Raw genomic sequence first — 22,494 nt, 5'->3', positions numbered from 1 at the left:
GCCCCCTCTTTCCATTCGGTTACCAATGGGTGACACTTCATGCATGGTTGCTGCATCGAGAGTGCAACTAACCGTGCTGCGTGGCCGGGACGACGAATGCCACGCCGTCCGGGGCCTGCTCGACGGCGTGGCCAACGGTGGCGGTGCCCTGCTGCTGCACGGCGAACCGGGCTCGGGCCGTACCGCGCTGCTGACCCACGCCCACCGCTACGCCACGGGCTGCACCGTGCTCGCCGCGAGCGGCCTGGCCGAGGAGGCCGCGCTGCCGTACGCGGGTCTGCAGCGACTGCTCGACCCGGTGCCGCACCACGCCGCGGCCCTGCCCACCCAACAGCGCGACCTGCTGCGGCGGGCGCTGGGTGGAAACGGTTGCCCGGCCCACCGTCGGCTCGCCCTGTCGATGGCCGTGCTCGGCCTGCTCGCCGACGCGGCACGGGACCGCCCGCTGCTCGTCACCATGGACGACGTCGACCGCGGTGACCCCCTGACCGCGCAGGTGCTGGCCGTCGTGGCGCGCCGGCTGCGCAACCTACCGGTCGTCGTCCTGCTCACCGCGGACGTCGCGGTCACTGTCGACGGGATACCGGCACACCGCCTCCGGCCGCTCGACCAGGGCGCCAGCGTCGCCGTCCTCACCGACCGGCTACCCGAACGGCCCGCCGCGTCGGTCGTGACCGCGCTGGCGGCGGTCGGAGGCGGCAATCCACAGGCCCTGGTGGACCTCGCCGAGGTGCTCAGCCCCGCCCAGTGGCGCGGCGAGGAGGCGCTGCCCTCCGCGCCACCGGCGGACGGCGCGCTGGGCCGCGCGTACCGGGCCCGTCTGGACCGGTTGTCGCCGGACACCCGGCGGATGCTGCTGCTCGCCGCGCTCGACGCCGACGGTACGCCGGCCACGCTGATCCGCGCCGCCGCAGCCGCCGGCACCGAGGTCGAGGCGCTCGCCCCGGCGGAGGTCGCCGGTCTGGTCCGCGTCGAGCCGCAGGGCGTCACCTTCCCCCAGCCACTGGTGCGCACGATGATCGCGGCCAGCGCGCCACTCGCCGAGCGCCGCGCCGCACACCGTCTTCTCGCCGAGGTGCTTGTCGCGCAGGGGCAGCGGCTGCGCCGGGCGATGCACCTCGCCGCCGCCACGGCGGGTGCCGATCCGGCCCTGGCCGCGGAGTTGGAGGAGGCGGCCTCGGGTGGAGCCGGCGGCTGGCCCGTGGCCTCGGCGGCGCTGCGCCGGGCTGCCGAACTCAGCGATCATCCGGCCCAGACGGCCGCCCGGCTGCTGAGCGCCGCCGACTACGCCTGGGTCGGCGGGCAACCCGAGGTGGTCCGGCCGTTGCTCGACCGCCTGCGCACCGTGTCCACGGACCCGGTCGTGCGGGGCCGCGCCGACCTGCTGCGCGGTGAGGTGGAGCTGCGGTGCGGTGGGGCGTCGGACGCGTCGGCGAGGCTGCTGAGCGCCGCCGAAGCGGTGGCCGACAGTGATCGGGCGCTGGCGTTGTCCGGGTTGGTCCGCGCCGGCGAGGCCGTCTGCTTCGCCGGCGACCAGTACCGGTACGCCGAGGTCGCCCGGCGGGCGCTGGCCCTGCGGCGGCCGGCCGACCCGCCGGCGATGGAGCTGATGGGCAGTCTGGTCGCCGGGGTGGCGGCGACCCTGCGCGGCGACCACGAGCGCGCCGGTCCCACGCTGCGCCGCGCCGTCGTGCTGGGGGGCCGGTTGAGCGGGTCGGCGGTGACCCCCACCGCGCTCACCTGCGCCGCGGCGGCCGGTCTGGTGGTGGCCGTGGACGGCGCGGCGCACCGGCTCGCCGAGCGTGCCGTCGCGTTGGCCCGGGACCGGGGCGAGGTGTCCATGCTGCCCCGGGCCCTGGAGTTGCGGGCGATCGCCGAGTACTGGCAGGGCCGGCACGAGGCGGCGGCGGAGACCTCCCGCGACGGGTTACGGGTCGCCCGTGCCACGGGTCAGGTCAACTACGCCAACGTCCACCTGGGCCTGCTCGCCGTGCTCGCCGCGATCCGGGCCGACCGCGACACCAGCCTGCGGCAGATCCGGGAGATCGGCGAGTCGCCGACGCCGGGCAGCCGTCCGTACGCGCTCGCCGGGTGGGCGCTGGCGGTGCTCGACCTCTTCGAGGGTCGGCACGCCGAGGCCGCGGACCGGCTGACGTCGCTGGCTCGCCTCGGGACGGGCCGAGGCCAGGTCCTCGTGCAGGTGATGGCGACGCCGTACCTGGTGGAGGCGGCGGCGCACCTGGCACACCGACCGGCGGCCGCGGCCGCGCTCGCCGTGTTCGACAGGTGGGCCAGCGGCACGGCGAGCCCGTTGCGCCGGGCCCTGTCCGCCCGGTGTCACGCGCTCCTCGCACCTCGGGGCAGTGCCGAGGCGGAACGGCACTTCCAGGCGGCGCTGCGGCTGCACCCGATGGAGGCCGGCACGTTCGAGCTGGCCCGTACCGAGCTGCTCTTCGGTCAGGAGCTGCGGCGCAGCCGACGCCCGCGCGACGCGCGTACGCACCTGCACCAGGCCCGGGAGATGTTCAGCCTGCTCGGGGTGGCGTGCTGGGCCGAGCAGGCCACCACCGAGCTGCGGGCAGCGGGGGAGTCGGTCGGTCCCCCGGACCTGCCGGCGGCACGGTTGCTGACCGGCCAGCAACTGCGGATCGCCGAGCTGGTCGCGGAGGGCGCCACCAACCGGGAGATCGCCGTCCGGATGTTCCTCTCGATCCGTACTGTCGACCACCACCTGCGCAACGTGTTCCACCGTCTCGGCATCCGCTCGCGGACCGAGCTGGTCCGTGCCTTCGCGGGCGAGCGGCACGTCGGGCTGGCCTCCGACAGGTGACCCGGGGGCCGCTCTGGACGACTTAAACTATCACCGCTAGTTTGATGGCCATGGACCTCACCCTCTCCGCCGAGCAGGCCGCGGTCCGCCAGCTGGCCGCCGAGTTCGCCGACCGTGAGCTGGTGCCGCACGCCGCCGCCTGGGATCGGCGCGAGTCGGTCGACCCGGCCATCGTCGGCCTGCTCGGCGACCTGGGTTTCCTGGGGCTGACCATCGCCGAGGCCGACGGCGGTTCCGGCGGCGACCACCTCGCGTACTGCCTGGTCCTGGAGGAGCTGGGCCGGGGCGACTCGGCGGTGCGCGGCATCGTCTCGGTCTCCCTCGGCCTGGTCGCGAAGTCGATCGCCGCCCACGGCACGGCCGAGCAGCGGGCCGAGTGGCTGCCCCGGCTCTGCGCCGGCACCGCCCTCGGCTGTTTCGCGCTGACCGAGCCGGACAGCGGCTCGGACGCGGCCGCGCTGCGGACCCGCGCGGTCCGCGACGGCACCGACTGGTTGCTCACCGGCACGAAGACGTTCATCACCAACGGCACCACCGCCGACGTCGTGCTGGTCTTCGCCCGCACCGGCGGCCCGGGGCACCGCGGCATCACCGCCTTCCTGGTGCCCACCGACAGCCCGGGGCTGGCCCGCCGGGAGATCCACGGCAAGCTGGGCCTGCGCGGCCAGGCCACCGGCGAGTTGCGCTTCGACGGGGTACGCGTGCCCGACGCGGCCCGCCTCGGCGCCGAGGGTGGCGGGTTCCGCCTGGCCCTGGCCACCCTCGCCAAGGGCCGGATGTCGGTGGCCGCCGGCTGTGTCGGCATCGCCCAGGGCTGCCTGGACGCGGCGGTCGGTTACGCCGGGCAGCGGACCCAGTTCGGCAAGCCCATCGCGGGGCACCAACTCGTCCAACAACTGCTCGCCGCCATCGCCGTGGACACCGCCGCCGCCCGGCTGCTGGTGTGGCAGGTGGCCGACCTGATCGACCGGGACCAGCCGTACGCCACCGAGGCGTCGATGGCCAAGCTCTTCGCCAGCGAGGCCGCCGTCCGCGCGGCCAACAACGCGGTCCAGGTCTTCGGCGGGTACGGCTATGTCGACGAGTATCCGGTCGGCAAGTACCTGCGGGACGCACGGGTCGCCACCCTCTACGAGGGCACCAGCCAGATCCAGCAGCTTCTCATCGGACGCGCGCTCACCGGCGTCAACGCCTTCTAGTGTCAAGGAGACCTGCCGTGCGAGTCTTCACCTCGTTCGACGAGTTGGCCGCCGCCGTCGGCGAGACCCTCGGGCCCGGTCCGTGGGAACGGATCGAGCAGAGCCGCGTCGACCTCTTCGCCGACGCCACCGACGACCACCAGTGGATCCACGTCGATCCGGTCCGGGCCGCGTCGGGGCCGTACGGCGGGACCATCGCCCACGGGTACCTGACGTTGTCGCTGCTGCCGGCGTTGGCCGGCCGGCTCTACCGGGTGCAGGGGGTGGCGATGGGGGTCAACTACGGGCTGAACCGGGTGCGCTTCCCCGCCCCGGTGTCGGTCGGTACCGCCGTCCGGGCCACGGCCACCCTCGCCGAGGTGTCCCCGGTGGCCGGCGGCGTGCAGGTGGTCGCGACGGTCACCGTGGAGAGCGACAGCGGCGGCAAGCCCGTCTGTGTGGCCGAGACCGTCAGCCGGCTCTACCTCGCGACGAGTTGACGGCGGTCCAGCTCGGCTCCGCCTTGCGGAGAAGTTCCGGAATTTGCGGCCCTTGTGCCTCCGCTGCTCCGCCCCGCCCGTCGGCTCCCGACACCGTGCACCTGTCGACTGGCCGCCCACCTGGACGGCTGTCACCTCGGTTGTTGAACGGCGCCCCGCGGGTCTCGTAAAACTTCCGGAAATTGTTGCTCGTCGATCAGCGGCGCTGACATACTCCACATCCATCGGAGTCGATGATCGAGGGCTCGTGCCCCTTCCCGGGCGCCCCTGTGTGCGTGGTCCCGACCCGATACCCCACCACCCACCGGGGTGCCGCGTCAGACACCCCGTCCGGGTCCACCGGAAGGAAGAAGACATGACCGAGAGGTGCCACGGGGACACCCGCCCACCGACGGGCCCACGAGCGCGCACGGCTGTCGTCCTCGCCGCCGCGGCTCTGCTCGCCGCGACAGGTGCCGCGTTCCTGCCGAGCACGGCGAGCGCCGGAACCACCCTGGGCGCGTCCGCCGCCGAGAAGGGTCGCTACTTTGGCACCGCGGTGGCCGCGAGCCGGTTGAGCGACAACGCGTACACCACGATCCTGAACCGTGAGTTCAACATGGTGACGGCCGAGAACGAGATGAAGATGAACGCCACCGAGCCGCAGCAGGGTCGGTTCAGTTACGGGGCGGCGGAGCAGATCGTCAACCACGCGCGCAGCCGGGGGATGAGCGTGCGGGGCCACACCCTGGCGTGGCACTCGCAGCAGCCGGGCTGGATGGAGAGCATGAGTGGCAGTGCGCTGCGACAGGCGATGCTCAACCACGTGACGCAGGTGGCCACCCATTTCCGGGGCCAGGTCGTGGCGTGGGACGTGGTGAACGAGGCGTTCGCCGACGGCGGCTCCGGAGGTCGTCGCGACTCGAACCTGCAGCGCACCGGCAACGACTGGATCGAGGCGGCGTTCCGGGCGGCGGACGCGGCGGATCCGAACGCGAAGCTCTGCTACAACGACTACAACACCGACAACTGGACGCACGCGAAGACCCAGGGTGTCTACAACATGGTGCGGGACTTCAAGGCCCGTGGCGTGCCTATCGACTGCGTCGGCTTCCAGTCGCACTTCAACAACAACTCGCCGTACGTGAGCAACTACCGCACCACGTTGTCGAGCTTCGCGGCGCTGGGCGTGGACGTGCAGATCACCGAATTGGACATCCAGGGCGCTCCGGCGAACACCTACCGCAGCGTGGTGGAGGACTGCATGGCCGTGCCCCGCTGCAACGGCATCACGGTCTGGGGCATCCGCGACAGCGACTCGTGGCTGGCCTCGCAGACGCCGCTGCTGTTCAACAGCAACGGTTCCAAGAAGCCGGCGTACGACGCGGTGCTCGCCGCACTCAACAACGGCACCCCGGTCCCGACGACGGCGCCGCCGACAAGCGTCCCGCCGACCTCCGTGCCGCCCACCTCCACGCCGCCGACCACCGCTCCGCCCACCACCCCGCCGCCCGGCGGCGGTTGCACCGCGACCCTGCAGGACAGCACCCGGTGGGGCGACCGGTTCAACAGTCAGGTGACAGTCAGCGGGGCGAGCAACTGGAGTGTCGTGGTGGCCGTCACCCCGCCACAGAAGGTGTCCGCCACCTGGAACGGCAGCCCCAGCTGGGACAGCAGCGGAAACGTCATGACGATGCGGTCCAACGGCAGCGGCAACGTCTTCGGCTTCACCACCATGGCCAACGGCAACTGGACCCGCCCACAGGTGCTCTCCTGCACCGCCTCCTGAGCACCATCGCACGCTGACGGGGCGGCGACGGGATCCCGTCGCCGCCCCTCCTCCCTGACCAGGTCGGGTCCACGGCTGGCAGACGTCAGCTCAGCGCCGCCGCCTTGCCCAGGAGCACCGCGCGTTCGCGCTGGTTGGCGCAGAGCCGGGCGGCCAGCTCCAGTTCGGTGCGCGCCTCCGTTCGCCGACCGAGGCGGGTCAGTAGCTCACCGCGTACGGTCGGGACCAGATGCGAGCCGGCGAGCCGGTTCGCGGCGATCAGCTCGTCCACGATGGCCAGGGCCCGCGCCGGACCCGAGGCCATGGCCACGGCGACGGCCCGGTTGAGTTCGACCACCGGTGCGGGCGTGGCCCGGCCGAGTGCCTCGTAGAGCACCACGATCCGGTCCCAGTCGGTCTCCGTGACCGACGGGGCCGACGCGTGGGTGGCGGCGATCGCGGCCTGCAGGCCGTACGGGCCGAGGCCGCGAGTCGATGCCCGGGCCAGCGCGGCCAGCCCACGGCGGATCGCCGAGGAGTCCCACAGCCGGCGGTCCTGATCCGCGAGCAGGACCGGCGCACCGTCCGGGCCGGTCCGGGCCGGGAAGCGCGCGGCCGTCAGCTCACACAACGCGAGGAGGCCGTGCACCTCCGGTTCGTCCGGCTGCAACGCGGCAAGCGTGCGGGTCAGCCGGACCGCCTCGTACGCCACGTCGGGGCGCAACAGCCGGTCGCCCGAGGTGGCCGTCGACCCTTCGGTGAAGATCACATAGAGAACGCTGAGCACACCGGCCAGACGATCCCGGCGCTCGCCGGCCGGCGGCAGCTCGAACGGCACCCCGGCCGCCGCGATCGTCTTCTTGGCCCGGGTGATGCGGGCCTGCACGGTCGGCACCGGGACCAGGAACGCGCGGGCGACCTCCTCGCTGGACAGGCCGCCGACCACGCGCAGGGTCAACGCCACCCGGCTCTGCGGGGAGAGCACCGGGTGACAGCTGACGAACATCAGCGCCAGGACGTCGTCGTCGATCCGGTCGAGATCGACCTCCGTGTCGAGCACCGGGTTGACCGCCGGGTCGGCCGCCAGCAGGGCGTACCGGTCGTGCAGGGCGACCCGGCGGCGAATCGCGTCGATCGCCCGCCGCCGGGCGGTGGCCATCAGCCAGCCGGCCGGATTGGCCGGAGAAGCACGCGGCCACGACACCAGCGCCTCAGCCACCGCCTCCTGGGCCGCGTCCTCGGCCAGCCCGAAATCGCCGGTGAACCGGGTCAGCGCGGCGACGATCCGGGCCGACTCGACCCGCCAGACGGCCTCGACGTCGGCTGTACCCATCAGATCTGGCCGTTGTTCTCGCTGCCGTGCGGAACCTCGTCGGCCTCGGCCACCCGCCGGACCTCGATCTTGGACCCGCGGACCGCCGGGAACCGGGTGGCCCACTCGACCGCCTCCTGTCTCGTGGCGACATCGAGCAGGAAGTAGCCACCGAACAGTTCCCTGGTCTCGCCGTACGGACCGTCGGTGACCACCGGGGCCTCGCCGCTGAAGTCGACCACGACGCCTCGGCCCGGATCGTCCAGCCCCTCGGCCGCGACGAGCACACCGGCCCCCATCATCTCCTCGATGAACCGGCCGGTCGCGGCCATCGCCTCGTCGATGGTGGCCATCATGGCCGCATTCGTCTCGTCGGTGCCCCGCATGATCAGCATGTACTTCGACATCGCGTTCTCCTCGTCCGGCGGGGCCGCCTCCGGGCCCGCACACCCCCATGTCGAACGAGTGGCGCGCGGATCGACACGGCCGGTCAATAATCTCCCGCCGAGACGCGGGCCTCTGCTCCGGAGGTGGTGCGAGGGGCGGGGGGGGGGGGGGGGGGGGGGCCCCCCCCCCCCCCCCCCCCCCCCCGCGCCCGAATCGTCAGGCGAGGGCGCAGGCGGTGCCGTTGAGGGTGAACGCGGACGGTCGGCCGGCGTTCCCGGTGTGGGTGGCCTGGAAGCCGATGTCGACCGAGGTGCTCGGCGCGATCGTCGAGTTGTAGGAGACGTTACGAGCGGTCACCGCCCCGCTCGACGGGGAGTAGTCGGCGTTCCAGCCGCCGGTGATGGTCTGCCCGCCCGGCAGCGTGAACGCCAGTGCCCAACCGTTGACCGGCGTGCTGCCCGTGTTGGCCACCGAGACCGCCGCGGTGAGCCCGTTGCCCCAGGCGTTGACCGTGTACGTGACGCGGCACCCGCCGGACGGCGGCGGCGTGGTCGGTGGCGGCGTGGTCGGTGGCGGCGTGGTGGGCGGGGGCGTGGTGGGCGGGGGAGTGGTCGGTGGCGTGTCGCCGCCGATGCTGCCGGGCACCGTCCGGAGGGCGTCGTACCAGGCCACGGCCATCTTCCGATAGCCGGTGGCGTTGGGATGCACCCCGTCGGCCAGGTCGCTGAGGGTCAGGGCGCGGTACATGTCGACCAGGTGGACGCGTTTGCCGGCGGCGGCCCTGGTCTGCACGATCCCGGGGATCGCCGCGTTGTATCCCCGGACCTGGTTGTCCGCGCCCGACTTCGGGATGATCGTCGCGACGAACACGTCCGCGTTCGGGACGGTGTTGGTGATCCGGTCGACAAGGGTGGCCAGTCGGCCCGGTGCGCCGGAGGTGTCGCCGTACATGTCGTTGGTGCCGATGTGCAGCAGCACGGTCCGGGGATTCGTGGCCCGCAACCAGTTGACCACGTTGGCGTCGATCTGGGCGATGGTCCATCCGGAGTGACCCTGGTGGTCGTGGTCACCGAGGCTGGCCGGGCCGTTGAACTGGGAGCCGACGAAGTCGATCCGGTAGCCGCCGGCGACGAACCGCTGCCAGAGCTCGATCCGGTAGCCGCCCGCGACGTTGAACCCGTCGGTGATCGAGTCACCGAGGGGCATCACGCGTACGCCGCCGTTGGATTCGGCGTTCGCCGGCGTGGTCGCGATGGGGACGGCCGCGGCCATGGCCGCGGCTGCGGCCAGCGCCGCCCACCACCGGCGGGCTCGCCGGGGCCTCGGCGTCGACGCGGTGGGTGTCGGAGGGACGGGGTGGCCGAGCGGTGCACTGCTCATGGGACTTCCTCTGGTGGTGAGGGCGCGCGACAACGGCGACCACCAGGAGACGGCCGCCGCCGGACGCGGTAGGCGGGCTGCGCGCAACGACCAGGAACCCGGACGTCTGCACTGGTGGCCGTGGCGCTGCGGCTGGCACGGGTCATCGAGGGTCGGAGCCGAAAGGCCGATGATCCGTGGCGGAAGTGTGCCCTGCACCTCGCCTGACGCACCCTAACGTGTTATCGCTAACATCGGCAATAGATCGGCGCCCGGCTATGCGTCATGCCCCGGACGGCGCGCCTACCTGGGGGAGGGGGTAGCCGGGTGCAGCATCGAGTCGAGCCAGCGCAGCTGACGCCGGACGTGCACGGCCTCGCCGCCCTCGTGACCGTTGAACGGGTAGACGTGCATCTCGCGTGCGGGCGGCACCGGGAGCCGGGCCGACGCCCCGTACTGGTTGTAGGCGGCGAAGCCGGTGCTCGGTGGGCACACGGTGTCCCGCAGCCCGATTCCGAAGTGTGCCGGCGCGGTCGCCCGCCGGGCGAAGCTCACGCCGTCGACGTAGGACAGGGTGCGCCAGACCGCGTCCTCCGCCTCCCGGTGCACGGCCAGGTAGCGGGCGATCTCGCCGTACGGCGCGGGTTCGCTGACCTGGACGGCCCGCCGCATGTCGCACAGGAACGGGGCGGTGCTCAACACCGCGCGAAGGTCGCCGACCAGGCCGGCCACCGCCAGGGCCAGGCCGCCGCCCTGGCTGTTGCCGACCACGGCGACCCGGTCGCCGTCGACCCCCGGCAGGGCGCGGACCGCCTCGACCGCCCGGACCGCGTCGGTGATCAGACGCCGGTAGTGGTAGTCGCGGGGGTCGAGGATTCCCCAGGTGACCGGCCAGGGCCCGCCGGGTGCGCCGTGCGGGTCGGGGGTGTCCCCGGCGCCGTGCTGACCCGCCTGGCCCCGGTTGTCCATCAGCAGGTGGGCGTACCCGGCCGTGGGCCAGGTCAGTCGCTCGTGGGGCAGGCCGCGACCACGGCCGTAGCCGGCGTACTCGACGACGGCGGGCAGTGGCTCCGCCACCCCGGCGGGGCGGGTGTACCAGGCCCGGACCGGGTCGCCGCCGAAGCCCGCGAACGTGACGTCCCAGGAGTCGAGCAGGCGCAAATCGGTCGGCTCTGGACGGACGTCGACGAGCACCGGTCGGCTGGCCGCCTCGGTGCGGGTGTCGCGCCAGAACTCGTCGAAGTCGTCGGGTTCGACGATCTCGGGCGCGTACCGCTGGAGGTCGTCGAGCAGGGCGGCGGAGTGGGGCACGGGTCCTCGCAGGGGCTCGGGTCAGTGCGGGCTGGCGGGGGGTGCGGTGCTGGCGGGGGGTGCGGTGCTCTCCCGGACGACCAACTCGGTCACCAGGTCGATCCGGCTGGTCGCCGGCTCGTTGCCCCTGGTCAGGTCGAGCAGCATCTGGGTGGCGATGCCCGCCATGTCACGCAGTGGCTGGTTGATCGTGGTGAGGGCCGGGTCGGTCCAGGTGGAGACCGGGAGGTTGTCGTACCCGATCACCGACAGGTCCTCGGGCACCCGCAGGCCACACTGGCGGGCGGCCCGGAGCACCCCCATGGCCTGGATGTCGGAACCGGCGAAGATCGCCGTGGGGCGAGAACGCCGGCGGAGCAGTTCCAGCCCGTGGGCGTGCCCGGCGCCCGCGGAGAAGCTGCCGTAGCGGATCAGTTCGCGGTCGACGGTGAGCCCGGCCTCGTCGTGGGCCGACTGGAAGCCGGCGGCGCGGGCACGACTGCAGAGCACGTCGGGCGGCCCGGAGATGATGGCGATGCGTCGATGCCCCAACTCCAGGAGGTGTCGGGCGGCGAGCAGTCCACCGTTCCAGTTGTTCGAACCGACTGTGGGTACGGAGGCGGAGGTCGCGCTGTCGGTGTCGACGACGACGAACGGAATGCCCTGACGCCGCAGGTGCTGTTGTTGGGCCTCGGCCGGGTGGGAGAGGACGAACACCACACCCAACGGGCGGTCGGCGAGAATCGTGTCCAGCCATCGTGCCGGGGGGCGGTGCGCGCCGTCGAGCTGGGCGACCGACATCCCGATGCCGGCCGCGGTGGTCACCGCCTCGACGCCGCGCAGGATCTCCATGGCCCACCCGGTGTCGAACTCGTGGAACACGAGATGGATCCGCCCCCCGCCGGTCGAGGGTCGCCGGACGCGGCGCTGGTACTGGTGGCGGTCGAGACTCGCCTCCACCCGCGCTCTGGTGCCCGGGGCGACATCGCCACGTCCGTTGAGGACCTTGGAGACCGTGGCGACCGAGACGCCGACATCGTGGGCGATTGTCGCGATGGTGGTGGAGGCGGGTGGGTCGAGCGGGCGGTGCTCTGTCATCGCGGCCCCATACGACATCCGAAAATTTCGGGAGACCCTAACACGTTTGGCCGATCGCGCCAGCCGTTGCGGCAGTCGACCCGTCCGTTTCGCGGGCCATTCTGCCCCTGGTTCGCGACAGAGTGCCGATGGTGGAGTCACCGTGTGCGCCGAGTGGCCGCCGGAGTCCAGTTGAGACTCTTGACACCCATCGATGGGGCACTTAGGTTGCCGAAAAGGTCGCGCAGGCTTCCGGAAAGTTTCGGATCGTGTAAACGTCCGCCACAGAACTGGTTCCACCAGGGCACGGGGATGTGGCCGGAGCTAAGGGGTCATGGCATGAGAAGTCAGTCGCCCGTGGACAGCGATGCCGCGCCGTGGCGCGATCCCCAGCTGTCGCCGACCGAACGGGCCGAGGCGCTCCTGCCGTTGATGACACTCGAAGAGAAGATCGCGCAACTCGTCGGAGTCTGGGTCGGCGCGGACGCCTCCGGCGAGGGTGTCGCCCCACACCAGTCGGACATGATCAGCGAACTCCCGCCGTGGAGCACCGTCATCCAGTACGGGTTGGGCCAGCTCACCCGGCCGTTCGGCACCGCGCCCGTCGACCCGGTGCTCGGCGCCCGGTCGCTCGCCGCCTCCCAGGCGCAGATCGTCGCCGCCAGCCGGTTCGGCATTCCGGCGCAGGTGCACGAGGAGTGCCTCACCGGGTTCGCGGCCTGGCGGGCCACCGTCTACCCGACCCCGCTCAGCTGGGGCGCGTCCTTCGACCCGGAGCTGGTCGAGGTGATGGCCGACCGGATCGGGCGCTCCATGCGCGCGGCGGGCGTGCACCAGGGGCTCGCGCCGGTCCTCGACGTCACCCGCGACTACCGGTGGGGCCGCACCGAGGAGACGATCGGTGAGGACCCCTACCTGGTGGGAACGACCGGCGCCGCGTACGTGCGGGGTCTGGAGGGCGCCGGTGTCGTGGCCACCCTCAAGCACTTCGCCGGCTACTCCGCCTCCCGGGGCGGGCGCAACCACGCGCCGGTGCCGATGGGTCGTCGGGAGCTGACCGACGTGATCCTGCCGCCGTTCGAGATGGCCCTGCGCCTCGGCGGCGCCCGCTCGGTGATGAACTCCTACGCCGAGATCGACGGCCTGCCCGCCGCCGCCGACGAGGCACTGCTGACCGGCCTGCTGCGCGACGAGTGGGGCTTCACCGGCATCGTGGTCGCCGACTACTTCGCCGTCCGGTTCCTGGAGACCCTGCACGGTGTCGCAGGCGACGCCGCAGACGCCGCCCGGCTCGCCCTGCGCGCCGGGATCGACGTCGAGCTGCCCACCGTGGACACCTTCGGCGCCCCGCTGGTCGAGGCCGTCCGCGGCGGCGACGTCGACGAGGCGCTGATCGACCGGGCACTGCGACGGGTGCTGATCCAGAAGATCGAGATCGGCCTGCTCGACGAGGACTGGCAGGTGCTGCCCGACGACGTGGCGAACCTGCGACTCGACGACGAGGTCAGCCAGGACGTGGCCGTCCGCCTGGCCCGGGAGTCCGTCGTCCTGCTGCGCAACAGCGGCGTCCTCCCACTCCCCGCCGGCAACCGGGTCGCCCTGGTCGGCCCGGTCGCCGACGACCCGATGGCCATGCTCGGCTGTTACTCGTTCCCCAACCACGTGGGCATCCACCACAGCGAGCACGGGCTCGGCCTGGAGATCCCCTCGCTGCGCGACGAGCTGGCCCGACGCGTCCCGCTGCTCACCCACGAGCCGGGTTGCGCCATCACCGGTGAGGACACCTCCGGCATCCCGGCCGCGGTCGCCGCGGCGGCCGCCGCCGACGTGTGCGTGCTCGCCGTCGGTGACCGCGCGGGCATGTTCGGCCGGGGCACCTCCGGTGAGGGCTGCGACGCCGTCGACCTGCGGCTGCCCGGTGTGCAGGCCGATCTCGTCCGGGCCGTCCTCGCCACCGGCACCCCGGTCGTCCTGGTGCTGATGACCGGCCGCCCGTACGCGCTCGGCCCGGAGTTCGACAGCGCGGCGGCAGTGGTGCAGGCGTTCTTCCTCGGGCAGCTCGGCGGGCAGGCCCTCGCCGAGGTGCTCACCGGCGCGGTGAACCCGTCCGGGCGGTTGCCGGTGAGCGTTCCCCGTGATGCCGGCGGGCTGCCGGGCACCTACCTGGCACCGCCGCTCGGTCGTCGCACCAAGGTCTCCTCGGTCGACCCGACCCCGGCGTACCCGTTCGGTCACGGGCTGAGCTACACCACCTTCGAGTGGTCCGACGCCACAGTTGTCGATCCGGCAGGCGAGACGCGGGACGGGCCGACGGCGTGGCCGGTCGACGGCGAGGTGCGGGTGCGGATCACCGTCGCCAACACCGGCGACCGGGCCGGCACCGAGGTGGTGCAGCTCTACCTGCACGACCCGGTCGCGCAGACCACCCGCCCGGTGGTCCGGCTGGTCGGCTACACCCGACTGCCGCTGGAGCCCGGCGAGAGGGCGCACGTGACGTTCGGTGTACCGGCCGACCTGGCCTCGTTCACCGGGTTGTCCGGCCGGCGGATCGTCGAGCCCGGCGAGGTCGAGCTGCGGTTCGGCAGGTCGAGCGGCGACGCGGTGGCGACCCTGCCACTGCGGCTGACCGGCGTCGAGCGCCAGGTCGGCCACCAGCGGGACCTGCTCACGTCGGTGCGGGTGGAGCCCCTCGTGGCCGTCCCGCATCCCGCCTAGGAGACCGAGGATGACATCGACCTTACGGCCACCGCCGCCGGCGCCACCCCAGTCTCCGACGGAGGCCTCCGGCCCCGCCCCGAGCGCACCGCGCCGGCGTCGGAGCTGGCGGCAGGCCCTGCGCCGGGACTGGCAGCTCTACTCGTTGGCCATCCTGCCGCTGCTGTTCTTCCTGGTCTTCCGGTACCTCCCGATGCTCGGGAACATCATCGCGTTCCGCCGGTTCAAGCCGGGCGGCAACATCTTCGGTGAGTACTGGGTCGGCCTGCGCTACTTCCGGATGTTCCTCACCGACCCGACGTTCTGGGAGGTCTTCACCAACACGCTCGTGCTCGGGACGCTGACCCTGCTGTTCTGCTTCCCGTTGCCGATCGTGCTGGCGCTGATGCTCAACGAGGTGCGCGCCCGCCGGTTCAAGCGGTTCGTCCAGTCGGTGTCCTACCTGCCGCACTTCCTGTCGATCGTGATCGTGGCGGCGATGGTCATGCAACTGACCTCGATCGAGGGCTCGGCCAACCAACTCGTCGGCCTGTTCGGCGGCGACCCGGTGGCGTTCCTGCAGAAACCGGAGTGGTTCCGCACCATCTACGTCTCGTCCGAGGTCTGGCAGACCGTCGGCTGGGGCACGATCCTCTACCTCGCGGCCCTCACCACGATCGACGAGGACCTGTACGAGGCGGCCCGGATCGACGGCGCCAACCGGTGGCGGCAGACCTGGCACGTGACGCTGCCGGGGATCCGGCCGACGATGATGACACTGCTGATCCTCAACATCGGCAGCTTCCTGGCGGTCGGGTTCGAGAAGATCCTGCTGCTCTACAACCCGCTGACGTACCCCACCGCGGACGTGGTCTCCACCTATCTGTTCCGGATGGGCTTCCAGTCCAGCAACTTCAGCTACGCCGCCGCCATCGGCCTCTTCGAGGCGGTGATCGGGTTGATCCTGGTCCTGACGGCGAACCTCATCTCCCGGCGCACGGTGGGGACGAGCCTGTGGTGATCCTCGGTACGAAGGGCGACGCCCCGAAGACGCGGGGCCCGGTGGACAGCCGGGGCTATCGCATCTTCCGGATCGTCAACACGATCCTCCTGATCGGCGTCGTGGTCGTGACGCTGTTTCCGTTCCTGAACATCGTGGCCCGCTCGCTCAGCGACGAGGCGTACATCCTCGCCGGAGAGGTGAGCATCGTCCCGCGCGGGTTCGACCTGACCGCGTACAAGCTCCTGATGTCCGACGGGTTGTTCTGGACGAACTACCGCAACACGGTGGTGTACACGGTGGTCGCCACGCTCATCTCGATCGTGCTGACCACCTGTTACGCGTACGTGCTGTCGAAGCCACAGCTCAAGGGACGCGGTGTCCTCGTCGGCATCGCGCTGTTCACCATGTTCTTCTCCGGCGGCCTGATCCCCAACTACGTGCTGGTCACCAGCCTGGGGATGAAGAACACCATCTGGGCCGTGGTGGTGCCCAACGCCATCAGCGTGTTCAACCTGCTGGTCATGAAGGCGTTCTTCGAGAGCCTGCCCACCGAGTTGGAGGAGGCCGCGGCCGTCGACGGGCTCAACACGTACGGCATCCTGCTGCGGATCGTGCTGCCGCTGTCGAAGGCGATCATCGCCACGATGGTGCTCTTCTACGCGGTGTCCTTCTGGAACTCGTGGTTCGCCGCGTTCCTCTACATGGACCGGCAGGACCTGCTGCCGGTCACCGTCTATCTGCGCAACCTCATCGCGGGCGCCACCAGCGCCGAGTCCGCCGCCGCCGACGCCGACAAGGTCCAGGCCGCGGCCACCCTCCAGGCCGTGACGATCGTGCTGACCACCCTGCCGATCCTGGCGGTCTACCCCTTCGTCCAACGGTACTTCGTCCGCGGCGTGATGCTCGGCGCGGTCAAGGGGTGACGCCGACGCCACACCGATCCACCTTCGAATCCCCACCACCGAAAGGACGAGCCATGCTCCACAAGACGTGGCGCCGGGTGGCGATAGCCACCGCGGGTCTGCTCGCGCTCACCCTCAGCACCGCCTGTTCCGAGGACCCCGGCGAGTCGACGGACCTCTCGGAGAACAAGGTCGGGGCGATGGCCACCTACGGCGTCGGCGACCAGTTCAAGGCCACCGAGGCGCTCTCCTTCTCCACCCTCTACAACAACCACACGTTCTATCCGCTCAAGGAAGACTGGGCGTTCTGGTCGGAGCTGACCAAGCGGACCAACGTCAAGATCGAGCCGGTGGCCGTGCCGCTCAGCGACTACGAGCAGAAGCGCAGCCTGCTGATCGGCGCCGGAGACGCCCCGCTGATCATCCCCAAGACGTACCATCCGCAGGAGGACGCGTTCGTGGCCTCCGGGGCGATCCTCCCGGTGAGCGACTACCTGGATCTGATGCCCAACCTCAAGGACAAGATCGCCAAGTGGAACCTCAAGCCGGAGATCGACAACCTGCGGCAGGCCGACGGTAAGTTCTACCTGCTGCCCGGCCTGCACGAGAAGCCCACGCAGGACTACACGGTGCTGGTGCGCACCGACATCATGCAGGAGCTCAACCTGCCCGTCCCGAAGACCTGGGACGAGCTGTACACGGTGCTCAAGGCGATGAAGGCGAAGTACCCGAACGTCTACCCGTACTCCGACCTCTTCAGCAAGCCCAACCCGACAGGCGCCCTGCTGAACCTCCTCGGCTCGGCCCACGGCACCTACGCGGGCTGGGACTTCCAGCACGCCACCTGGAACCCGGCGGAGAAGAAGTTCACCTACACCGGCTCGTCCGAGCAGTACAAGCAGATGGTCACGTTCCTGCACAAGCTCGTCGCCGAGGGCCTGCTCGACCCGGAGAGCTTCACCCAGACCGACGACCAGGCCCGCCAGAAGCTCGCCAACGGCAAGTCCTTCGTGGTCACCGGCAACGCGCAGACGCTCGTCAACAACCACCGGCCCGACCTGGCCAAGACCCTGCCGAACGCGAAGATGGCCAAGATCCCGCTGCCGATCGGCCCGGCCGGCGAGGTCAACCCGTTCCCCCGGCTGGAGAACGGCATCATGATCTCCACGAAGGCCCGGGAGAGCAAGAACTTCGTGGCCATGATGCAGTTCATCGACTGGTTGTGGTATTCGGACGCAGGTCTGGAGTTCGCCCGCTGGGGCGTCGAGGGCACCACCTTCACCAAGGACGCGTCCGGCAAGCGCACGCTCGTCCCGGACGTCAGTTTCCTGGGGCTCAACCCGAAGGCGACCAAGCACCTGCAGAAGGACTTCGGCTTCCAGAACGGCGTCTTCGCCTACGGCGGCAGCCCCGACCTCGTCCGTGGGTTCTTCTCCCCGGAGGAGTTGGAGTTCCAGAAGGTGATGGACGCCCGTAAGCCGCGGGAGGTCCCCCCGCCGCGCCCGTTCACCGACGAGGAACGCGAGCAGGTGTCGCTCTGGGAGACCCCGCTGAAGGACTTCGTCACCCAGAACACGCTCAAGTTCGCCCTCGGCCAGCGGCCCCTCAGCGAGTGGGACGCCTACGTGGCCGAGCTGAAGGCCAAGAACTCCGAGCAGTACATCGACCTGGTCAACAAGGCGTACGAGCGGTTCCAGAAGGACAACGGCTGATCAGCGGGGAGTCCGGGCGGGCGGTCCAGCGGGGCCCCCGACCGGACTCCCCGACGACCACCGACCCGGGGCGACGCTGCGTCAGCCCCGGCCGTCGTGATCGGAGGGGACAGCGGTGAGCGCCGCGCGCACCTGGCGACAGTTCGGCGACGGGCCGCTGTCGCGGATCACCTCGCGTGTCTACATCCTGCTCGTCGTCGAGTTGCTGCTCCTGCTCACCACCCTGCCCGGCCTGCTCCCGCTGCTGCTGCTGGGTCGCGACCCCAGCAACCTGCCACTGGCCGCCCTCTTCCTGGTGCCGCTCGGGCCGGCGCTCTCCGCTGCCCTGTACGCCCTGCACCACCAGCGCACCGACCTGACCGACCTGCGGCCCGCGCGCGTGTTCTGGCGCGGGTACCGGGCCAACCTGTCCGGCGTGCTGCGCGTCTGGGTGCCGACGCTGCTGTGGCTGACCGTGCTCGCCGTGAACCTCGCCTACCGGGGTGCGGTCGGCCTGCCGGGTTGGTGGGCGGTGCCGCTGGTCCTGCTCGGAGTGGGTGTGACGCTCTGCGCGGCGAACGCCCTGGTGATCACCTCACTGTTCGACTTCCGCACCCGCGACGTCCTTCGACTGGCCGTGCACTTCCTCGTGCGTACCCCCGGGGTCACCGTCGGCACCGCGCTGCTGGTGGCCGCGGCGGCCGGGATCACGGCGGTCCTCTCCGAGGCGGTGCTGGCGATGTTCGGTTCGGTCGCGGTCCTGGCGCTCCTGCGCGTCAGCGATCCGATGGTGCGGCTGACCCGGAAGGAGTTCACCGGATGAGCCTCCCCGTCGCCGTCGAGGTGCCCTCCCGGGGCGACCACAACCCGCATCGGCCGCCCGAAGATCCATTGAAGTGGGGCTATCCTCTCTTCGACACCGCCCGGATCGACCTGGTCGCCATCGGCGTCTTCGACCGGGCGCTGTCCCGCTACGACGTGGCCGGAGCTTCGCAACGACCGCCGTCGTACGGCGTCGTCGTGCTGAAGGAGGATCGGTGAACGCCGAAGAGTCGGTGGAGTTGGAGCAACTGATGTTCGTCGACGAGCTGCCGGATGGTGACGAGCCGCGCGTGCACGCGGCCTGGCTGCCACCGGAGGCGTTCCGGGCCCTCGGCGCACGGCGCGTTCTCGTCCACGGTGACGGGTTGCTCGTCGACACCGTCCTCGACGAGGTGTCGCGGGCCTGTGCGCGCTACGGCGGGCGGGTCTGGCATTCCCCCTCCTGGGACGTCGACGTCGACCTGGTGCTCGTCCTGCGGGGCGCGAGCGAGTTGCCCAGCCCGGCGGTGGAGGCGGCGCGGTCGGCGGCGGAGGCGGCACTCGTCGAGCTAGGCGACGGCGGGACGCTCGGCGACGAGGGGTTCCTGCTGGCCCGTGCCGACCAGGTCACCGTGGTGCTGGCCGACGCGCCGGCCGGGCTGCTGTACGGGCTCTTCCACGTGGTCCGGCTCTGCGCGGCGGCCTTCGACCCGGCCCGCCCGCCGGAGCGGCACCGGCCCGCGCTGCGCCGCCGGATGCTCAACCACTGGGACAACGTGGCCGTGCACCCGGTGATGGGCCAGGTCGAGCGGGGATACGCCGGCGGCTCGATCTTCTGGCAGGACGGCCGCCCACGCGGCGACCTGGCCCGGATCCGCGAGTACGGCCGACTGTTGGCCGCCAGCGGCGTCAACGCCATCTCGGTGAACAACGTCAACGTCGCACGTACCGAGGCGCTGCTGCTCACCGACCGGATCGGCGACGTGGCCGAGATCGCGGACGTGCTGCGCCCGTACGGCATCCGGGTGCACCTGTCGGTCAGCTTCGCCGCACCCGTGGTCCTGGGTGGCCAGCCGACCGCCGACCCCCTCGACGAGACCGTGCGGGCCTGGTGGGCCGCGACCACCCGGCGGGTGTACGAGCGCATCCCCGACTTCGGCGGCTATCTGGTCAAGGCCGACTCGGAGGGGCAACCCGGCCCGTTCACCTACGGGCGCGACCACGCCGACGGGGCGAACCTGCTCGCCGAGGCCCTCGCCCCGCACGGGGGAGTGGTGCACTGGCGGGCGTTCGTCTACAACCACCACCAGGACTGGCGGGACCGGTCCACCGACCGGGCCCGCGCCGCGTACGACCACTTCGCCCCGCTCGACGGGCGGTTCCGCACCAACGTCGTCGTGCAGGTGAAGCACGGCCCGGTGGACTTCCAGACGCGCGAGCCGGTGTCACCGGTGCTCGCGGCGATGCCGGCGACCCGGCTCGCGGTGGAGTTGCAGGTCACCCAGGAGTACACGGGCCAACAGCGACACGTCTGCCACCTCGGCCCGTGGTGGAGTGAGGTGCTGGGCTTCGCCCCCTGGGGGCCGGGTGGCCGGACGATCGCCGACGTGGTCACGGGGGAGTCGGGGGCGGGCGGTGGGCTGGTCGCCGTCGCCAACGTGGGCGACGACCTCTTCTGGACCGGGCATCCGTTGGCGCAGGCCAACCTGTACGCGTTCGGCCGGCTCGCCTGGGACCCCCGGGCGGACCCGACGACGGTCCTCGACGAGTGGATGACGCTGACCTTCCCGCCGTCGGCGACCGCCGATCCGGAGCTGGTGCGGCGGACACTGCACGAGATCATGGACGACTCGTGGCGCACCTACGAGCGGTACACCGCCCCGCTGGGCGTCGGCTTCATGGTCAACCCTGACGGCCACTACGGCCCCGGTGTCGACGGGTACGAGTACTCGCGGTGGGGCACCTACCACTTCGCCGACCGCGACGGCGTCGGCGTGGACCGCAGCCGCGCGTCGGGCACCGGCTTCGCCGGGCAGTACCCGCCGCACTGGGCCGAGGTGTACGAGTCGCCCGAGAGCTGCCCCGACGAGTTGCTGCTCTTCTTCCACCATGTGCCGTACCAGCACGTCCTGCACAGTGGGTCGACGGTCATCCAGCACATCTACGACACGCACTTCGCGGGTGTCGAGGAGGTGACGGCGATGCGCCGGCGGTGGCAGACCCTGAACGGGATGATCGACCCGGCCGTGTACGAGCGGGTGGCGGAACGTCTCGACGAGCAGGTGCGCTCCGCCACCGAGTGGCGCGACCAGATCAACACCTACTTCTACCGCAAGTCCGGGGTGCCGGACGAGCGCGGGCGGTGCATCTACTGACCCGGCCGGCCCGCTCGGCCCGGCCGGGTGCGCCACCCGGTCACCAGGGGTGCACCGTGCCGTCCTCCAGCCGGTTCACCGGCAGGTACGCCGGCGAGTACGGGTAGCGGGCCGCCGCCTCCTCGTCGATGTCCACCCCGAGACCGGGCGTCTCGGCGGGGTGCAGGTAGCCGTCGGCGAAGTGGTACCCGTGCGGGAACACCTCGTCGGTCTGCTCGGTGTGCCGCATGTATTCCTGAAGGCCGAAGTTGGGAATGGAGATGTCGAGCTGGAGCGCGGCGGCCATGCAGACGGGGGACAGGTCGGTGGCACCGTGTGATCCACTGCGGACGTGGTGCAACGCCGCGAGGTCGAAGATGCGGCGCAGGTGGGTGATCCCGCCGGCGTGCACCACGGTGGCCCGGATGTAGTCGATGAGCTGCTCCCGGATGAGCTGGGCGGCGTCGAAGATGCTGTTGAACACCTCACCGACGGCGATCGGGGTGGTGGTGTGCTGTCGGATCAGCCGGAAGCCCTCCTGGAGGTCGGCGGGGACCGGATCTTCCATCCAGGTCAGCGCGTAGGGCTCCAGGCTGCGGCCGAGCCGGGCCGCCTCGATCGGGGTGAGCCGGTGGTGCACGTCGTGCAGCAGCCGCAGGGTCGGGCCGAACTCGTCGCGTACCTGGGCGAACACCTTCGGCACGTGCGCCAGGTAACGCGGGGTCGACCAGGTCGCCTCGCTGGGCAACGCCGCGTCGGCCGGCTCGTAGAAGAACTTGTCGGTGCTGACGCCGTACGTCTTGGGCAGGCCCGGCACCCCACACTGCACCCGGACCGCCCGGTAGCCGAGGTCGACGTAGCGGGCGACCTCCACCAGCACCTCCTCGACGGTCTCGCCGTTGGCGTGGCCGTACACGGTGACGCCCTCGCGGGACCGACCTCCGAGCAGTTGGTAGACCGGCAGGCCGGCGACCTTGCCCTTGATGTCCCACAGGGCCGTGTCCACGGCGGCGATGGCGCTCATCGTGACCGGACCGCGCCGCCAGTACGCCCCCTGGTACAGGTACTGCCAGGTGTCCTCGATGCGGGCCGGGTCCCGGCCGATCAGCAGGGGCGCCACGTGGTCGCGCAGGTACGACGCGACGGCCAACTCCCGGCCGTTGAGGGTGGCGTCTCCGACGCCGGTCACCCCCTCGTCGGTGACGATCTTGAGGGTGACGAAATTGCGGCCGGGACACGTCAGGATGACCCTGACATCAACGATCTTCACTGCTCCTCCTTCGTGCCCACGGCGTCGTCCGCCGGACGCTCGTAGGGGGGTCGCGCGAGGGATGTGGATGTCCGGCACCTTTCGAGAACATCCCGATAA

General features: G+C 71.3%; 17 protein-coding genes. 11 read left to right on the top strand and 6 right to left on the bottom strand.

The window, feature by feature from the left end; genetic code table 11:
- Nucleotides 1–43: 43 nt before the first annotated feature.
- The 4 genes from ACGFIQ_RS07770 (at nucleotide 44) to ACGFIQ_RS07755 (ending at nucleotide 6,276) form a co-directional block, all read left to right on the top strand.
- Nucleotides 44–2,830, top strand: coding sequence for an AAA family ATPase (locus tag ACGFIQ_RS07770; protein ID WP_393240856.1), 2,787 nt, complete (start codon nucleotides 44–46; stop codon nucleotides 2,828–2,830).
- A gap of 50 nt (nucleotides 2,831–2,880) precedes the next feature.
- Nucleotides 2,881–4,029, top strand: a complete 1,149-nt coding sequence (locus tag ACGFIQ_RS07765) for an acyl-CoA dehydrogenase family protein (protein ID WP_393240853.1) — start codon at nucleotides 2,881–2,883, stop codon at nucleotides 4,027–4,029.
- 17 nt (nucleotides 4,030–4,046) lie between these two features.
- A complete protein-coding gene (locus tag ACGFIQ_RS07760; RefSeq protein ID WP_393240850.1) occupies nucleotides 4,047–4,508 on the top strand; it encodes a MaoC family dehydratase in 462 nt (153 codons plus the stop codon).
- A 355-nt stretch (nucleotides 4,509–4,863) separates the two neighbouring features.
- A complete protein-coding gene (locus ACGFIQ_RS07755) occupies nucleotides 4,864–6,276 on the top strand; it encodes an endo-1,4-beta-xylanase (protein ID WP_393240847.1) in 1,413 nt (470 codons plus the stop codon).
- 85 nt (nucleotides 6,277–6,361) lie between these two features.
- On the opposite strand, the gene ACGFIQ_RS07750 is transcribed toward ACGFIQ_RS07755, so the two are convergent.
- The 5 genes from ACGFIQ_RS07750 to ACGFIQ_RS07730 form a co-directional block, all read right to left on the bottom strand.
- Complete coding sequence (locus ACGFIQ_RS07750) at nucleotides 6,362–7,588, bottom strand: RNA polymerase sigma factor (RefSeq protein ID WP_393240844.1); 1,227 nt, start codon at nucleotides 7,586–7,588, stop codon at nucleotides 6,362–6,364.
- Nucleotides 7,588–7,974, bottom strand: a complete 387-nt coding sequence (locus ACGFIQ_RS07745) for a YciI family protein (protein WP_393240841.1) — start codon at nucleotides 7,972–7,974, stop codon at nucleotides 7,588–7,590. The genes ACGFIQ_RS07750 and ACGFIQ_RS07745 overlap by 1 nt, the downstream gene beginning before the upstream one ends.
- 196 nt (nucleotides 7,975–8,170) lie before the next feature.
- Nucleotides 8,171–9,334, bottom strand: coding sequence for a cellulose binding domain-containing protein (locus ACGFIQ_RS07740; RefSeq protein ID WP_393240838.1), 1,164 nt, complete (start codon nucleotides 9,332–9,334; stop codon nucleotides 8,171–8,173).
- A 282-nt stretch (nucleotides 9,335–9,616) separates the two neighbouring features.
- Nucleotides 9,617–10,624, bottom strand: coding sequence for an acetylxylan esterase (locus tag ACGFIQ_RS07735; protein WP_393240835.1), 1,008 nt, complete (start codon nucleotides 10,622–10,624; stop codon nucleotides 9,617–9,619).
- A gap of 21 nt (nucleotides 10,625–10,645) precedes the next feature.
- Nucleotides 10,646–11,701 carry a LacI family DNA-binding transcriptional regulator gene (locus tag ACGFIQ_RS07730; RefSeq protein ID WP_393240832.1) on the bottom strand — a complete coding sequence of 352 codons (1,056 nt, stop codon included), beginning with the start codon at nucleotides 11,699–11,701 and terminating at the stop codon, nucleotides 10,646–10,648.
- A gap of 318 nt (nucleotides 11,702–12,019) precedes the next feature.
- Here ACGFIQ_RS07730 and ACGFIQ_RS07725 point away from each other — a divergent pair, with 318 nt between their 5' ends.
- The 7 genes from ACGFIQ_RS07725 to ACGFIQ_RS07695 all read left to right on the top strand — a co-directional run bounded on the left by ACGFIQ_RS07725 (nucleotide 12,020) and on the right by ACGFIQ_RS07695 (nucleotide 21,146).
- A complete protein-coding gene (locus ACGFIQ_RS07725) occupies nucleotides 12,020–14,395 on the top strand; it encodes a glycoside hydrolase family 3 N-terminal domain-containing protein (protein ID WP_393240829.1) in 2,376 nt (791 codons plus the stop codon).
- A 10-nt stretch (nucleotides 14,396–14,405) separates the two neighbouring features.
- Nucleotides 14,406–15,395 (top strand): ABC transporter permease, encoded by a 990-nt coding sequence (locus tag ACGFIQ_RS07720; RefSeq protein WP_393240826.1) that lies wholly within the window; start codon nucleotides 14,406–14,408, stop codon nucleotides 15,393–15,395.
- Nucleotides 15,392–16,300 carry a carbohydrate ABC transporter permease gene (locus ACGFIQ_RS07715; RefSeq protein ID WP_393240823.1) on the top strand — a complete coding sequence of 303 codons (909 nt, stop codon included), beginning with the start codon at nucleotides 15,392–15,394 and terminating at the stop codon, nucleotides 16,298–16,300. Before ACGFIQ_RS07720 ends, ACGFIQ_RS07715 begins: the two co-directional genes overlap by 4 nt.
- Before the next feature lie 53 nt (nucleotides 16,301–16,353).
- Nucleotides 16,354–17,991, top strand: coding sequence for an extracellular solute-binding protein (locus tag ACGFIQ_RS07710; RefSeq protein ID WP_393240820.1), 1,638 nt, complete (start codon nucleotides 16,354–16,356; stop codon nucleotides 17,989–17,991).
- A gap of 115 nt (nucleotides 17,992–18,106) precedes the next feature.
- Nucleotides 18,107–18,793 (top strand): DUF624 domain-containing protein, encoded by a 687-nt coding sequence (locus ACGFIQ_RS07705; protein WP_393240817.1) that lies wholly within the window; start codon nucleotides 18,107–18,109, stop codon nucleotides 18,791–18,793.
- Nucleotides 18,790–19,011: a hypothetical protein gene (locus tag ACGFIQ_RS07700; protein ID WP_393240814.1), complete on the top strand. Its 222-nt coding sequence runs from the start codon at nucleotides 18,790–18,792 to the stop codon at nucleotides 19,009–19,011. Before ACGFIQ_RS07705 ends, ACGFIQ_RS07700 begins: the two co-directional genes overlap by 4 nt.
- The gene (locus ACGFIQ_RS07695; RefSeq protein ID WP_393240811.1) at nucleotides 19,008–21,146 is read left to right on the top strand and encodes an alpha-glucuronidase; all 2,139 of its coding nucleotides are present in this window, start codon (nucleotides 19,008–19,010) and stop codon (nucleotides 21,144–21,146) included. Before ACGFIQ_RS07700 ends, ACGFIQ_RS07695 begins: the two co-directional genes overlap by 4 nt.
- A gap of 40 nt (nucleotides 21,147–21,186) precedes the next feature.
- Here the strand turns inward: ACGFIQ_RS07695 and manD are convergent, their stop codons facing one another.
- Nucleotides 21,187–22,395 carry a D-mannonate dehydratase ManD gene (gene manD / locus ACGFIQ_RS07690; RefSeq protein WP_357063864.1) on the bottom strand — a complete coding sequence of 403 codons (1,209 nt, stop codon included), beginning with the start codon at nucleotides 22,393–22,395 and terminating at the stop codon, nucleotides 21,187–21,189.
- Between the last annotated feature and the right edge of the window lie 99 nt (nucleotides 22,396–22,494).

The sequence above is a fragment of the Micromonospora sp. NPDC048898 genome (assembly GCF_043198035.1).
Classification (GTDB): Bacteria; Actinomycetota; Actinomycetes; order Mycobacteriales; family Micromonosporaceae; genus Micromonospora.
Note: the sequence above shows the minus strand (reverse complement) of the source record. Positions and strands in the feature narration are given on the sequence as shown.